General features: G+C 41.6%; 10 protein-coding genes. All 10 read right to left on the bottom strand.

All coding sequences use genetic code 11. The annotated features are described in order from the left end of the window. Positions 1-93: 93 nt before the first annotated feature. Positions 94-561 carry a hypothetical protein gene (locus ACH2DQ_RS29520; RefSeq protein WP_394911562.1) on the bottom strand — a complete coding sequence of 156 codons (468 nt, stop codon included), beginning with the start codon at positions 559-561 and terminating at the stop codon, positions 94-96. Further along, complete coding sequence (locus tag ACH2DQ_RS29515) at positions 554-775, bottom strand: hypothetical protein (protein ID WP_394911563.1); 222 nt, start codon at positions 773-775, stop codon at positions 554-556. The genes ACH2DQ_RS29520 and ACH2DQ_RS29515 overlap by 8 nt, the downstream gene beginning before the upstream one ends. A 328-nt stretch (positions 776-1,103) precedes the next feature. Continuing rightward, positions 1,104-2,414 (bottom strand): alpha-galactosidase, encoded by a 1,311-nt coding sequence (gene melA, locus ACH2DQ_RS29510; RefSeq protein ID WP_394911564.1) that lies wholly within the window; start codon positions 2,412-2,414, stop codon positions 1,104-1,106. Between the two features lie 76 nt (positions 2,415-2,490). Then, entirely contained in the window at positions 2,491-3,537 is a 1,047-nt protein-coding gene (locus ACH2DQ_RS29505; RefSeq protein WP_394911565.1) for an SIS domain-containing protein, read from the bottom strand. Between the two features lie 15 nt (positions 3,538-3,552). Continuing rightward, complete coding sequence (locus ACH2DQ_RS29500; protein WP_394911566.1) at positions 3,553-4,473, bottom strand: N-acetylglucosamine kinase; 921 nt, start codon at positions 4,471-4,473, stop codon at positions 3,553-3,555. 20 nt (positions 4,474-4,493) lie between these two features. Next, the gene (locus ACH2DQ_RS29495; protein WP_394911567.1) at positions 4,494-5,807 is read right to left on the bottom strand and encodes an alpha-L-fucosidase; all 1,314 of its coding nucleotides are present in this window, start codon (positions 5,805-5,807) and stop codon (positions 4,494-4,496) included. Between the two features lie 9 nt (positions 5,808-5,816). Beyond that, the gene (locus tag ACH2DQ_RS29490; RefSeq protein ID WP_394911568.1) at positions 5,817-6,659 is read right to left on the bottom strand and encodes a carbohydrate ABC transporter permease; all 843 of its coding nucleotides are present in this window, start codon (positions 6,657-6,659) and stop codon (positions 5,817-5,819) included. A 15-nt stretch (positions 6,660-6,674) separates the two neighbouring features. Then, positions 6,675-7,586, bottom strand: a complete 912-nt coding sequence (locus ACH2DQ_RS29485; RefSeq protein ID WP_394911569.1) for a carbohydrate ABC transporter permease — start codon at positions 7,584-7,586, stop codon at positions 6,675-6,677. Positions 7,587-7,691: 105 nt separating this feature from the next. Beyond that, on the bottom strand, positions 7,692-9,152 hold the full coding sequence (locus ACH2DQ_RS29480) for an ABC transporter substrate-binding protein (protein WP_394911570.1): 1,461 nt from the start codon (positions 9,150-9,152) through the stop codon (positions 7,692-7,694). 254 nt (positions 9,153-9,406) lie between these two features. Next, positions 9,407-15,551 (bottom strand): Ig-like domain-containing protein (locus ACH2DQ_RS29475; RefSeq protein ID WP_395028848.1); only part of this gene is annotated, 6,145 nt, incomplete at its 5' end.

Genomic DNA, 15,551 nt, shown 5'->3' with positions numbered 1-15,551 from the left:
TCTTTAGTTCCTGCAATTTATTATAGAAGGAGAATCTGAAAATAGTCTGAAAAGCCTGTTGGATATTAGAGCGTGTTTGAAAATTCATTTCCGTCAGATTCCATACTTCAGAAACAGCTCATCCAGCACAGAATCATTTTGCGCTGCCAGTTTCATTAACTCCAGATCGTCGTTACAGATTAAGATTCGATACAATTGGTTTAATCTGTTCATGCCTGTTTTTTCACCTCTTGCTTCTAACTCTTTTAACGCTGTACACATATTATATCCTCCCTGCTCCGTTTTAAATTTTTCTTTATCTTTGCCTGCCAGTTTCTTTTCACCTAAAAACAGAAATACCATATCGTATGTATCTTCATCCAGATTAGAAAATTTCTCTGTATGATGTTGAAGATATGATCTCAGTTTCTCTTCCTCACCCGCAAATCTCAGGATTTCAAATACTTCTCTGAGCCCCGTCCGGAAATTTTGTGGATTTACATTTCCGGCATGGACCAGATTAATATGATAGTCCTGTAATAAATGCCAGAACTTTTGCAATTGATCCGGTATATCAAGCATCTGATGCAGTTCCAGGTTCTGATTCCATGCTTTTCTCTGTCTTTTTCTTCCCCTGTTTGTCCGGAACCAGCAATGCTGTTTCCCCATTTAGCTGCTTTAACTCATCAGGTCTTAAAATTTGTTCTCCTCCAAATAACGCTCCATTGTACAGATCACAGAAAATAACCGGATCTGATAAAAAATTTTTCGTCGTAATATCTCTTTTTCTGGACATTGTTCCTCCTTATGCACAAGACCGCCATGCAAAAGAAGCCTCATAAAAAGCACAATTAGATATCTTCAGGATACCGAAAGCTGAATAAAATAAAAAACAGGTATCAAAAAGAATAAATGCCGTACAAAAGAAACATTCTGATAATACATATGCGATTCTCTCAAATGAATTGGAAATTAGCCGAATCGGCTGTAAGATTTGATAATTTATTGTAACATAAAGTATTTGAAAAATCAATAGTAAAATTTCAGCCGGCAAAAAAAATTTGCCGGCTGTCAAAATTCTGTCTGCTAATTGATTCTATACATATTTTTCATTACATATAAACTTAAAACTGCGGTAAATACTGCTTATTTGCTTCAAACATCTCATCCACCATGCTCTGGATTTCATCCATGCTGAGAACGGATGCCGTTAACGGATCAAATAAAATGGCATGATAAACAGCTCTCTTATCCCCATTGATACAGCCTTTGATTGCCAGTTCCTCACTTCTTGCAGAAGTGTTGGTCATCACTGCCAGCTGATCCGGTAATTTTCCTACCGGATGGATGGTAAAACCATTCGGCTCTACCGTTACCGGCACTTCTACGCAGCAGCCATCCGGGAGATTTTCAATATATTTTTCATTTCTCACATTGCCATTAAAGTGAAATACGGTTCCGTCCCCAAATAATGCGTTAAAGATGCACGCTGCATATTCCTGCCCCCGTTCTAATTCCACCTCATCTTTTTCCAGCCATTCCTGAATATCCTTTTTCCATTCATTCTGTCTTCTGAAGTATTCATTCAGTATATAGGCATGGGCTCCCGGGTTCCATCCGGTGGAATGTGTGCAGTATTTTTCTATCAGGTCCGGACGTTTCCGAAACCACGGATAATATTCGGAATTATGTCCGCTGCTCTCTGTGGGATAATAATCCAGATGTAAAAATAACTGATTCCTTACCTGTTCCTCGTTATAAATTGCTTCTTTTTCCACTGCCTTTTTAATTAGAGGATATGCATCTTCCCCATTCCATTCATATTTCAGGTAAAATGCCTGATGATTAATTCCGGCACAGAGATAATCCACATCTTTTATATCTGCTCCAATCCAGTCCGCCAGCATTTTTGCCGTATGCTGTACGCTGTGACACAGCCCTGTTATCTTTACTTTGGTCATTTCCTGAAGATAACGGCAGTTGAGCGCCATTGGATTTGTATAATTAAGCACATAAGCATCCGGGCAGATCCGCTCTATATCCCTGCAGATATCCAGAAGTACCGGTGCAGACCGTAAAAAACGGAATATCCCGGCAGGTCCTCTGGTATCGCCTACGCAGATGTCAACTCCATATTTTTTAGGAATCTCAATGTCTGTACGGAAAATATCCGGTCCGGCAGTCAGTACTGTGATCACAACTCCGTCTGCATCCTTTAAAGCGTCCTTACGGTCTGTGGTTGCAATAATCGTTGCCGGATAATTCCCTGCTTCTTTAATTTTATCACATGCTTTTTTAATAAATCCTAACTTTTCTTCATCTATATCCATCAGGCAGATACATGCATCTTTAAAAGCATCATAGGTCAGTACATCCCTCACCAGCTCCCTGGTAAAATCAAAGCTGCCTGCTCCGATAAATGTTATTTTCTTCATTGATATTTCCAGCCTCCTTTTATTTCAAATGTGTCTTATCATTGCTTTCTGTAAGATCGATTACAGAAATATTTTTTCAGACACTCTTTAATGTGATAAATGCATCAAGTCCTGTGGGCTGGTCCGGATTTCTTCCCAAAAGAATTGATTTTTCATATGCTGCCATCTGGCATACATAAATAAATGGAATTCCCCATGCCTCAAAACGTTCAATCCCTTTCAGGCAGATATTTGCATTTACGCCAAATTCATTTCCTTCATATTTTGATACCGTAACAATGGTACCTCCGTGAGATTTCAGATCTTCGATCATATCTTTTTGCAGCCGCTCTTCATTTGGCTGAACCAAGATCACCGTCAGCGTCTTTTCTCCATTTAATACCATGGGACCGTGGCGGTAATCCAGCAGATGGAAACACTGTCCCGGAAGCATAGAAATCTCCGTAAATGCCAGTGCACCTTCCTCTGCAATACCAATGGGTGCACCGTCTGCCAGTACAATGGCATTACTCCAGTCCTTTTTCGAAATATCCGCCAATACGCCGCGGTACATTTCCTTATACTCCTGGTTGCATTCCACAGCAGCTTTTACAGATGCTGATAATTCTTCATCTTCATTGTAAAAAGCGGTGAGCATCAGCATTGCTGTGTATAAATTTGTAACCGTTCTGGTCTGGCATACACTTTTGTCATAGCACCAATCCATCGTAATATCCAGTTCGCTGTAAGGCATAATATCGTTCTCATCCTTCATGGACAAAGAAATAACCGGATTCCCGTAATGTTCCTTAATATACTGCACATCCCTTACAATTTCCGTTGTCTGCCCGGATCTGGACAGTGTCACTATAATACTGTCTTGGATGCACGCTTCATAAAAATCCGGATTTACCAGATAATCTCCGCCTGCAATGGCATTGGCACTGCTCCCTTTACAGGAGCAGATGAGCTGCTGCCCGGATTTCGCCAGCATATAGCTTGAGCCGCAGCCGAAAAAGACAAATTTTCTGGACGGATGCTCTGAAAAGAAGTTTTTGATCTCAGCTTTTTTTTCCATCATATAGTCATAAGTTTTATTAAGAGCAATATGCTGCTCCATAATTTCTTGTTCTGTTAAATACATGTTAATCTCCTCCGATTATCTATTCTCATAATATTTTGCCAGCAGCAATGCGCCCTCTGCCGGTGTCTGTTTCGGCGCTACCAGGGTGACATCCAGCGGTTTCAGAAATCGTGCAAAAGGTTTTAATATCAGGTCTTCCGTCCGAAATAAGCCGCCGGAGTAGGATACCTTGCACCCTTTACCCATCTTCAGCTTTTCATGCACGCTTTTCACAATCAGCATCAGTTCATGCGCCGCATGTTCATATAAGCGGACAGCTTCCATATCCCCTTCCATTGCAGCATCCTTCAGACAGATCTGAAGCGATGCAACACGGTCCCGGTAAGGAATATAATCCTGTTCCAGTATTCCGATCAGATCATAGTCATTTTCCAACTGAAACTTCTCTTTCATAATTTCATATAAAGCACCTTTTCGGAAACGTCCGTCCGCTTCTTTTGAAAAACATTCCATTGCTTTTCTTCCCAGCCAGTAACAGGAGCCTTCATCTGAAAAGAACTCACTCCAGCCACCCGCTTTCGCACTTTCTCCGCTTTGGTTTTTCCCAAAAGCAATCGAACCGGTTCCTGCCACAATATTAATTCCAGGTTCCATTGTAAGGCTTCCCGCCCATCCTGCTTCCACATCGTTAACTGCTTTTATCCGATACTGCCCAAGCTTTTCATCCATGGTTTTGATGATTTTCCTGTCCCTGTCCCGGTGTTCCCCATATAACGGCATTCCAAAGCAGGTATAGAATTCAGCTTCCGCCTCCGTCTGCAAAGGCTTAACCAGGCTTTCGATTCCTTCTTCCAGGAGCATGATCAGACCGTCTTCCCCAATCTGCATATAAGATGCGCTTCCCCGTAATGTGCGTGAGAGAATTTTATTATTTTCATCTGCCAGGAGAAACTCTGTCTTCGTTCCGCCTCCGTCAATGCCTATATAATATTTCATCGGACCAACCTCCTGCCCTGCTATTCTTCGTTTAACTCCAGTTCAATTACCGTATCCGGCGTGGGATCCACCGTGAAAGAAAAGCAATCCGGAGTTCCATAATTTACAAATTCACAATCCGGAAATTCCTTTGCTACCCATGGGGTTAAAAGCAGCATTTCATACCCGTCAGACAGCCTTCTTGCTTTTTTTATCCTGCCCTTTACGCCCGGCAGACAGATCGCCCCTATGCTTTCTTCCATAATATGTGCATACAGTTTATTCCCGTTTTGTGTGTAGCGTCCCCATTCGGGCTTTTCGAATTCAGACATCCGGCAGCCGTAAATGCTCTCCGAATTTTCTTTCATCCATTCGCCCACTTCTTCCAGGATTTGTACTTGCTTTTTCGGTATTTCACCCATTGCATCCGGAGATATATTCACAATCATATTTCCGTTCTTACTGGTACACTCCACAAGCTTTTTAATAATCTGGGCAGAGTTCTTATAATGCTTGTCGTTGGGTGTGTAACCCCAGTTATTATTCAGTGTAAAACATGCTTCCCATGGAATTTCCCTTCCGGATGGCGTCCGCAGTCCGTATGGCGGAATAATCATCTCGGGGCAGGCAAAGTCTCCGGAAAAAATATTGGGTTCGTCAGTCATAACAGAACCATAACTTTCCCCATTTGCTTCCAGCCTTCCATTCATGATGATCTCCGGCTGAAGCTCCCGAACCATATGAACCAGTTCCGTTCCCTTCCACTCTTCTCCCATGTGTCCTTCATAAGAGAAATCAAACCATAATAAATCAATCTTTCCGTAGTTTGTCATCAGTTCCCGCACTTGATTATGCATATAAGTCAGATAATGATCAAAATGATGTTCTTTGCCTTTATAGGACTCATTTGCCCTGTCCGGATGATACATGTCTCCATACGCAGGGTAATCCGGATGATGCCAGTCAAGAAGGGAGTAGTAAAAGCCGATCTTTATTCCTTCTGCCCGGAACGCATCCACATATTCTCTTACCAGATCCCTGCCGCACTTTGTATTAGTGCTCTTATATTCCGTGTAGGCGCTGTCAAAGAGGCAGAAACCTTCATGATGCTTCGTAGTCAGTACTGCATATTTCATCCCTGCCGCTTTTGCAAGCTTTGCCCATTTTACCGGATCATACCGCTTTGGATTCCATTCATCGAAATATTTCTGATATACACTCTGGGTAATCTGCTCATCACTGTGAACCCATTCCCCTCTTCCGGGTATTGCATATAGTCCCCAGTGTATGAACATTCCGAATCTATCCTGCATAAACCATTTTGTCCGTTCTTCTCTTTCTTCTATAAGTCCCATGCTTCCTCCTTAGCCTTTGACTGCTCCCGCTGTCAGAGATTTCACAAAAGTCTCAGACAAACAGCAGAATATAATAATTGTTGGTACCACCGCCACGATAATGGCGGAAAACATCCCGTTTAGATTTTTTGAATAGGCTGTTGTAAACTGTCCCAGCAATGCCGGTATTGTCATTTTATCCTTACTTTTCAGCAGGATCGATGCAAAGTAAAATTCATTCCAGTTATTTAAAAACGCCATGATACCTGCAGTCGCAAGTCCCGGTTTTGCAATTGGTACAATAATCTTAAAAAAGGTTCCTACATAACCGCATCCATCCATTTTAGCCGCTTCTTCCATTTCCTTTGGAATGGTAAGAAAATAACTTCTGATGATAAAAAAGGTAATTGCAATTCCAAGTCCTGAGTAAACGAAGATTACGCCAAGCCTGGAATCCTTCAGTCCCATATTATTCAGCAGCTGGTAAATAGGAAAACTGATTGAGATCTGCGGAATAAATAATGTGGTTGTAAACATTGCCGTAATTGCACCTTTTAACTTAAACTGCATTCTGGCGGAAATATATGCTGACATTCCAACTACCGTAATACTGATCAGTGTAGAAATGACGGTTATCAAAAAACTGTTAAAAAAGTAAGTCTGTATATTTAATTGAGTGAAAATGGTAATGTAGCCATCAAATATCCATTCTGTAGGCAGTGCCAGACCTCCCGGGTTCCGTTTAAAGGAGGATAAAAATACCCAGAGAATCGGGTAAATGGAAATAAACAATACTACGGCTATTATAAAATATGTTCCAACAGAACCCAGCAGATTCTTTAATTGAAATGGCTGTTTGCTTTTTTTGTTCATCTTCTCTCCTCCTTTCTAATCAACTTCACTGGTTCGGAATCCCCGGTTGATAAGCCCCACCAGAACAATTCCCAGTATAAACTGAATGACACCTGCCGTATTTCCTCTTGCAAAATTCAGTTTTGTACTTCCAAGTGCCGTTTTATAAATATAATAGCTTAAACTGTATGTAGCATTATCCGGACCGCCGCCGCTGATTAACGCAATTTCATTATAGAGCACCAAACCATAGTTAGCAGCCATAATCGCTACTGTTCCAAGCATGGGCCGAAGCAGCGGAAGTGTAATTTTCAGATCAATCTGGGTCTTGGACGCCCCATCTACCCGGGCTGCTTCAAACAGAGAAGAATCAATCGAGAAGATCTGGGTCAGCAAAAGCAGACAGGAAGATCCACCGAACAGGATAAATGCAAAAGTTACACCCCAGAATGCGTATTTCTCATTTGCCAGAACACTGATATTGGAACCCGGGCTGATCCAGTTGCAGATCTCTGTAATAATACCTCTGGACGGGCTGTAAATATTCAGAAAAATTAACCCGATTGCCGCTGTTGAAATAATATTTGGTATAATAAATGCATTTCTTGTAAACCGCCATCCTTTTGGCTTTCTGGCGAGAACAAGCGCTACCAGAAGAGTAAACGGAATCTGCACTACCATTGTGAGTACAACCCATTTTAACGTATTGATCAGTGCTACCTTAAAGTTTGTATCCACGGTAAATAGTTTAATATAGTTGTCAAATAAGTGTCCCCATCCTAAGAACTCCGGATTGGTAAAATTCTTGTAATTCCATTTTGAAAAGGATGTAACAAAAATATTAACCAGCGGATATGCATATATTACTGCAAATAACAGGACACCCGGAAGCAAAAAGGCTAGTATAAAGCCATTTTTTTTCGTAAAAATAGATTTTCTTTTTTGCATGCTGTTCCCACCTTTATTCTGGTTTTCAATGCTTGAACGTGTGACTTTAGGATGGGCTGCTGTACAATCATGACTGACCGTACAACAGCCCATATTCCTATATCATTATTCTGCTGCTGCTAAGAAATCATTTAATTCCCCAACCACGCCGTCTACTGTTTTAGAATCATCTTTTAATCCTGCATATTTTGCCTGGATTTCGCCTTCTGCATCACCAAAGTTATTGCCAAGTCCAAGTGCCTGATAATCTGCACTCTGGCAAAGCTGGCAAGCTTCTACTAAAAGTTTTGCTTCCGGTGCTGTTACTTTATTTAACAATGCTTCATAATCTACTTTTGTGCTTGGTGCCATACCAATACCTTTTTCGATAATTCTGCTTGCTACTTCAGGGCTGGTCATGTATTTAATGAAATCGATACATGCTTTTGTCTGTACTTCATCTAACTTATTGGATACAACAAATCCGCATCCGCCTGACATAAGTGCTGCTTTTTTCCCAGCTTCGTCTGTAGGGAATACTGCCGGTTTGATGTTTTCTGCACCAGCTTCACAATCTACAGATCCGCCTGCATCCCATACACCATTGAATAACATTGCTGTTTTTCCTGCAAAGAAATCTGAACGGTAAGCTTCATCATCATCTCCGCCAGGTCCGAAGTTAGCTGCATCGATTTTCTGAAGTGCATCTTTCTGGATAAATTCTAAAGATCCTTTAAATGCATCGTTGTCAAAGCTTTCTACGCCCTTGCTTTCTGCATAGAAGTTTCTGGAGTCTTCGCTTCTCTGTAAATTACTTGCCAAGAGAATGTTTGTAGGCCATCCAGCGTTTAATCCAAATGGAGTAGTTCCTTTATCCACTAATTTATCAACTGCTGTATTGAAGTCATCCCAGGTCTGCCATTTGTCCGGTGTATCAGCTCCGGCATCATTAAATAATTTTTCATTATACCAGAATCCCACACCTTCGATCTGCTCACGAACGGAATAGATCTTGCCGTCTTCTGTGAGATTCTGATCGTAGCAGACACCAACGCCATCTTTGAAGTCCTGGTTTTCATCTAAATATGGTTTTAAATCCAGAATCATATCTGCTCCGGCTGCAACTCCTGTAATATCCCAGCCGCCGAAGTCTGCTATGTCGTAAAAGTTTCCGGCACTGATGTCATTCAAAGCGGTATTGTAAATACCTTCTGCCCCTGACTCATCTGCCTTTATTACAAAGTTATATTCATTTTTATGAGCATCCGCAAATTCCTGGTAAATAGCTCTCATCTCAGCTGCTGCTGCCCATTCTGATTCGCTCTGATAGTAACCATGTGTAAAAGTAATTGTGGGAAGGTCTGCATTTGTGCCTGCTTCCTTTGTCTCACCCGTTGTTTCAGCAGTTGTTTCTCCTGCAGTTTCCTTTGCTGCTTCTTCTGTGGTTTCAGCCGCCTTTGACTCTGTTTCTGCTTTAGTCTCCGACTTTGTTGTCGCGGTTTCTCCGGAACCTCCACAGCCTGCTAATATCATGGAAGCACCCATCGCCCCAGCCAGCGTCACCGCCATAACCTTTTTCAATTTCATACTAATTTCCTCCTTATACTATATAAATATTTTTTATTTGTTTCTGTTTTCTTGATAATCATAATTTACCATTTTTCATGAATGATTTGAATAAGCATAACTCTCTAATTACATCAATTTTTTTACCTGAAAAATGCAGATTTATTAAAAATGATGAATTTTTTACTATATCTGATTTGTTCGGTTATGCCAGTCAAAAAAACGTAATTTTCAATAAATCCCCGCTGCAAAATGCAGCGGGGATCCTACTGTTATTACTGTTTCTGAATTTTTGCCTTACTGGATAATCCTTTTCCTTTTAACAGCTTCTTATAGTCTGCTAATTTTGTTTTGGGAACCTTTACGGTCATTTTGGCATTTGTTTTCTTAAATACATTCTTGCCTGCGCTTGTTAATTTGGCTGATTTTATGGTAATGCTCTTTAATTGGGAAACACCATAAAATGCATAAGAACCTATTGTTTTTACATTCGAACCAATCGTTACGCTTGTAAGCTTTGTATTCTTCCTGAATGCATTTTTGGCAACAGCCGTTACTTTGTAAGTATCATTCCCGATCTTAACCTTAGAAGGTACACTGAATGAGCTGTAGGTCTTCTTTACAGGAGCCATAAAGGTTACTGTTCTGTTCTTTGCTGATGCATCCGTAACTTTATATTTTCCTTTACCAACCGTGTAGGTCTTTCCTTCTGCTGCCTTGATTGCAAAAGTTTTCTGGATGGTTCCATAATATTTACCCTTGCCCGTAATTGTAACCGAAGCGGTACCAGGATTGATATTATTTTTGAAAGATACGGAATAATCTGTATTTTTCTTTAATGTCTTTTTACCATAAGTAACTTTTACAGATGGTTTTAACGCCTTACCTGTATGGTTTTTCGATGAAGCAAGGCTTACTTTTGCCTTGGAAATTTTTGTTCCCGGTACGGTTATCGTACAGGTTGCCTTATGTCCGTTTACGGTAGTTGCAGTGATTCTGGCTGTTCCTGCATTAACTGCTTTCACGATGCCGTTCTCTACTGTTGCAACATGCGTATTGTCGGATGCCCATTTAACGGTCTTATTATCCGCATTGGAAGGCTGTACTACTGCAGAAAGTGTAAGTGTCTTATTCAGGTTCACACTTGCTGTTTTCTTGTTCAATGAAACACCGGTTGGTAAATTCTGTGGCTGTGCTTTGACTGTAATCACACATACAGCCGTTTTTCCATTAACTGATGTTGCCGTAATCTTAGCAGTTCCTGCTGCAATACCTTTTACCCAGCCATTAGCGACAGTTGCCACATCCGGTTTGTCTGATTTCCAGGTAATTGACTTATCTGCTGCATTTGCCGGCAGTACAGAAGCGGTTAACTGAAGCTGGTCACCTACTGTAAATTCTGCTGATGGAATGTTTAAGCGCACTTCTGTCGGGAGAATTACTTCCGGTTCGTCTTCTGCCTTTACCGTAACGTTGCAGACTGCGGTCTTTCCATTTGCAGTTGCTGCTGTAATCCGAGCTTCTCCGGCTGCAATTGCTTTTACTTTGCCATTTTCTACAGTTGCCACTGCCGGCTTATCGGAACTCCAGGTTACTGCCTTATTTGTTGTATTGTCTGGCTTCACAACCGCATTTAATAAGAGTTCTTCTCCAACTGTTAAATCAGCTGATGTCTTATCTAACGTAACGCTTTCTGCCTCTACGTCTGCCGATTTTGTGCCTGTAACCAGAACGTCCACATTTGTGGTTGCTTCAGTTCCTGCTGCCTTTACAGCCTTGGAATCTGTTTCTTTTACTTTTAATGTTAATGTTACTACCGTATCGTTTTCCGGTCTGATGATGCCGCCATCGATACCAATTACTTCCGGATTGCTGGAATTACTGATTGTAATATCATATCCATTAATTACCGGAACAGATACTTTTGTATCTTCTGGTTTTACCGGTGCAATTATTTTAATATTTTCTGCAAGTTCATTTGCGGAAGGCTTCTGTGCCACTTCAAAAATATTGATTTCTGCTGCGGAACCATAACCGCCTTTTGATGCCGTAGCATCGTTGCCGTCTACCTGCAGTTTAATAGCCGTAGCTTCTACCGCATCAAATTCTGCATATTTTACATCTGCATTTGCTGCCCATACGCCCTTTGCCACCTGCTTTTCATTTCCTTCCGGATCGCTGATAATCAGAACATACTTATAAATCGTTCCGTTAGATGCTCCGGTTCTTGGTGTGTAAGCAAATTTATTAATTGTCTTTGTTCCGTTTAAGTCAACTTTAATCCAGTGCGGATGTAAGTCAGGAGTATCTGTCCAGTTTGTATGCCATAAAGTATCCTGCTTTCCATCCAGTACATTGGAAGCCGGTCCTTCTCCTCCTGATTTTGACTGTTCGCTGTTTGCAGAAGCCGTCATTCCTGTACGGTCTAATTTTACAGAAGGTGCATAATTTACAGTCACGGTTGCGATTCCCTTAGCCTGGTATGCAGACTGGGCAATGATCTGAGCCACACCTGCTTTATGTGCTGTTACGGTACCATTTGATGCAACCGTTGCAACATTTTCATTTGAAGAAGTCCAGGTAATGCTGCTGTCGGATGGATCTGCCGGTGCTACGGTTGCTTCCAGTTTTGCAGAATCTCCCGCATTAAGAGACAGCTCTGTTTTGTTTAAGTTTACTGCTGTTACCTTACGGTCGATAACATTTACTTCACATTCCTTGTATACGCTGTCCGAAATAGATGCACGTAATACGGTTTTTCCTTCTTTCAGTCCCGTTACGGTTCCTTTGTTATCCACGGAAGCAATCTCAGGATTTGCGATTGACCATGTTAACTGCTTGTTACCTGCATTCTGTGGCAATACCGTTGCTTTTACAACTGCTGTCCGGTTACGGATTACATCAACTTTATCCGTTGATAATTCAACACTTGTTGCCGGTACTTTATCATCACCTGTCACAATATTGAATTCCACAATACCGTTGTGGCTGACGGTAATCACCCATTCATCGGTTGTTCCTTCTTTTTGTGCAACTGTGTATTTGTATGGTCTTACATAATTATCTTCTGCAAAACTTCTGTCTGCCGGAGATACTGTTACAAAGTTTACTTTAGGCTCTACTGCATTTTTAACAGTAATAACGGTATCACGAAGCTGTGTATCAAGCCCTGTGCCGTTCTTCATGCGCTCGCACATCTGCCATACATAATTATAGCATCCCTGATCGCTTAATCCTCCAGGGATTGTACCATCCCAGAGCTCTGTTTTATCCAGACGATAGTTGCTTAAGTACACATTTAAAGCTTCTGGTTTTTCTTTTATAATACCAAATACGTGTGGTTCTCCGGCTATCTTCACTGATTCGCTGCCATTGATTGCCGTTGTAAATTCCGTGTACTGGTTCACGTTTTTATCTTCAGAGGAATTCATCCAGTACCAGGTATCTCCAAAGGTTTCACAATATGCGGTTCCTTCTGATTTCTGAACCGGGTATACTGCATCCAGTGCAGATTTCAGACCTGCTTTGCCAAGGTTTTCCTTTACTACCAGATCATAGCCTGCCAGTTCTTCATCGGGACAGTTTGATGGTACATAAGGTACGATTCCATATTGTCCGGTCTTTGGATACAGGTTGGAATAAGTTGTATCAAAATTGAAGTTATTCCAGTTTTCTGCTCCTACCACAATTGCTTTTGTTCTTTCCAGCATCTCTTCTTTTGTTGGAATTTTCACTTCTTTGTTTACCAGTTTCTTAAGGAACGGAATCATGGAATACTGGTAAGTCGGGGTACGCATGCCTTTTGTCGCATTCGAATACCACTGTGCTTCTGATTTAAAGCAGGTTGCTCCCTGGCTCACTGCACGCACAACATCCTGGGTATACATATTTTCCGGCCATGTAAGACACTGTTTCCATGCATCTCCGCCGCTGCCTGCGTCAAAAAGTGCACCGTTGCTGTCTAACTGCCAATGCCACCAGTCAGAAGCGATTCCCCAGTTTTCGCAGTAATCTGTCATCCACAATCCTTTAAACAAAGCATCTGTATTTGCTGCCTCACTTCCGTAAGACTCTTTTGTCATCAGGGAGATGTACTCTTTGTATTCCCGCATCAGACCAGACAGTTTGTCATCCTGTGTCAGCCAGTCATACAGCACGCCGTTTGTACCAAAGATATTGGTATCGGTCCACATCATGCATACACCGTGGGATACGCCTAAACGGATCATATCCATAACATAGCTGCGGTTGTCCCCTGCAAATCGGTTATACATTTCGGCTGCATTAAATCCAACCAGATATTCATTGTTATTTGCCAGTTCATTCCAGAATGATAATGGAATAGTGGTATTTACATTTGTTTCTCCATTTGCAATCTGAACGGCACATGGGATTTTATTTTCATTACATAACTCTACATTCTTTTTAATCCATTCTCTTACTGCATCGGTGCTGTTTAAGCTTCTCTCTGCAATTAACAGAATCACGGTATTGTCCCTTAATTCTTCCGGAACGGTATTATACAGCATTACCGGACTATCAACACGTTCATCCCCATAATAGTTCTTATTTGCGTCTAATCCGTCTTTTCTCGGTGCATCATCACTCCAATAGTAATTTTCCAGATACATAGGATGATCATTGCTGACCTCATAGCGGATTTCTCCTCTCTGAAGTTCCCCTACGGTTACGGATAATTCACCTTTTGCACCAGATTGTGTTTCCGCTGCGATCGTTGCAGTTCCATTTTTAACACCTGTAATAATGCCCATTGCATCTATCGTTGCAATATCCGGATTTTTAGATGTATATTTTACAATCCTGTCTGTGGCATTTTCAGGTACAAAAGCAGTGCTGACGGTTGCTTCTTCACCCACAGAAATACTAGTTTTATCCATAGACAGATTTAAGGATGATGCATTAACTAATTCCGCTTCTTCATAGTTTTTGTCCTGAGTCAGCGCTTTCATGACTTCCATGTAGTCATTTTCTGTATAACCGATACGCCAGATTCTGGTGTCGTCAGTGCCTACCTTAAGGGAAATCGTTCCATCAGGAGCCATTACGGTTTTTCCGGATGTGTTAGCCTGCAATGCGCTGTACCAGATTCTGAATTTTCCTCCTGTTGGGCTGCCTGACTGGTTGTCGTAATAGAACGTAGAACGGTATATCTGGAAATCATCCCAGGTACCCGATTTTCCTGCCCTTAATACCGGCTGTGTTCCTGCCTGCTCCCAGTTGATTCCGTCTCTGGACTTGGTCAGGTATAATACGGATCCATCGGGATTGGATGTGGAGAAGCACTGGGACAGTCCCCAATATTCCTGTAACTCCGGTATATATTGAATATCCTGATGCCATGGCCAAAGCTGTCTGCCATTCTCATCTTTCCCAAGGAAGTTCTTTACTTTTTGTGGCTCAGACCAGTTAATTCCATCTTCTGACCATCTCATATCGATGAATTTTCCGGACTGGTTGTATCCGCCGTCACCGGAATTCTGTGCCCACATTACATATATGCCGCGGAATTCGTCATAGGTAAAGGTAGGGGAAAGCATTCCATAACGGTCTGTTTCGCTGATTGCCGGAATGAAATCAGTATCTCCGGTTTCCATTCTTGCTACGGTATCAACTGTTGTGGCAATATTGCCGTCTTTGTCATAAGGAACTCCCCAGTTAATTCCATCATAAGAAATTCTCAGACGGATCTGGCAGTTCTGGTCTTTTAAATCGTCATCAACACCGCCGCCGTCATCTGCCCAGTTCCAGTAAGCTAGTAAACGGTCATTAACGGAATCATATAACAGATCAGCATCACAGTTATGATATCTGGTTGATGGCGGTTCCGGTTCTATTGGATTGGAAATTCCTTCCGGTTCTACCCAGGTCTGTCCATCTTCTGATGCTACAATGTATGGATTTTCATACTGTGAAGTAATCATTGTGTTAGGTGTGTAAATCATCCAGTATTTATAACCGTTCCATGGCTGGTCAAATACCTGGATATCAGGATGTGTCACCTGTCCGCCAATGTGCTTTAAGGTACCGTTGGCATTCTTATTGGAATCCAGATCCTGGAAATGAGTTGGCATATCTAAATATACTTCTGCATTTTCAAAAGCATTTGCCTCATATGGTTTGGGTTCTGTGCTGAAATAATAGCCCATTACCTGTAATTCTACGATATGGTTTGTGGTTCCTTTGTTTGAACCAGCCATATATACACGGACATATCGTCCCATAGTTCCCTCTGGAACTGCAAATGATTTTCCATTCTGGGTTTCTGCGTAAGTATCATCACTGCCTGCACCCAGTCCATGTTTGTCTGTCTTATCCGAATTATAAATGATAGTTGGATTACTGAAGTCTGGGTTTTCGGAAACCGCAATTACGGTGCCATTGTATACTCTGGAGTCTCCC

The organism is Robinsoniella sp. (assembly GCF_034124845.1).
Note: the sequence above shows the minus strand (reverse complement) of the source record. Positions and strands in the feature narration are given on the sequence as shown.